Annotated in this window: 1 pseudogene; it reads right to left on the bottom strand. The window is 65.7% G+C overall.

The annotated features are described in order from the left end of the window. A pseudogene (locus KIP88_RS45905) lies at positions 1-761 on the bottom strand (hypothetical protein); the annotation flags it as partial. Positions 762-773 lie beyond the last annotated feature (12 nt).

Genomic DNA, 773 nt, shown 5'->3' with positions numbered 1-773 from the left:
GACTTGGCAGCCTCGCTGGGAATGAGTTGGCCGAGCTTCTCCGCAGCCGCAATCACCGTCGGGCCGTCGCCGGCCATCTGCGCCGACGCCATCACGAAGTGCACGTTGTGCGGATAGTAGCCGAGCCTGTAGACGCCCATCGGCGCGTTGGTCTCGGTCAGGTATTTTTCATCGACCTTGACCGCGGTCTTGTTGTCCTCCAGCGCGTCGAGATAACGGCCGACCCGATAATAGATGTGGCTCGGCATGTGCACGAGATGGCCTGCGCCGGGAATAGCGCCGCGCAACTTGTCGGCATAGGGCTCGGCGCGCTTGGGCCGGTCCGACGCCTCGGCGGCATGAATATAAAGGTGAATAGCGCCGGCATGATTGGGATTACGCGCCAGCACGCGCTCCAGCGTCGGCACGATCGGCACGCTTTGCGGCTTGGCGTCGCGGCCACCCGGCTTCCAGTAGTCCCAGGGGCTGAGATCCATCACCGCCTCGGCATAGAGGGTGGCAATCTCGTCGTCTTCGGCAAACTGTTTTGCTGCCTTCGCCATTTCGGCCGCGTAGGCCGCGTCGAGTGGTGCGCGGGCGGCCTTGGGATCGCTGCCGTAGCGCACCGCGATGGCGCCGATCAGCGCCTGCTCGCGCGGGCTCGCTTTCCCGGCCAGCGCCTTCGCCTTCTGCGCGGCGGCATAGGCTGGCGCGACCGCGTCCTCCGGCATCGGGAGATTGATGTTGGGACCGAGCACCAGCGCCTCGCCCCAGAAACACATGGCGCAGTCAGG

The sequence above is a fragment of the Bradyrhizobium sp. SRL28 genome (genome assembly GCF_018596315.1).
Classification (GTDB): Bacteria; Pseudomonadota; Alphaproteobacteria; order Rhizobiales; family Xanthobacteraceae; genus Bradyrhizobium.
The sequence above is the reverse complement of the archived record's forward strand: the minus strand, read 5'-3'. Positions and strand labels throughout refer to the sequence as shown.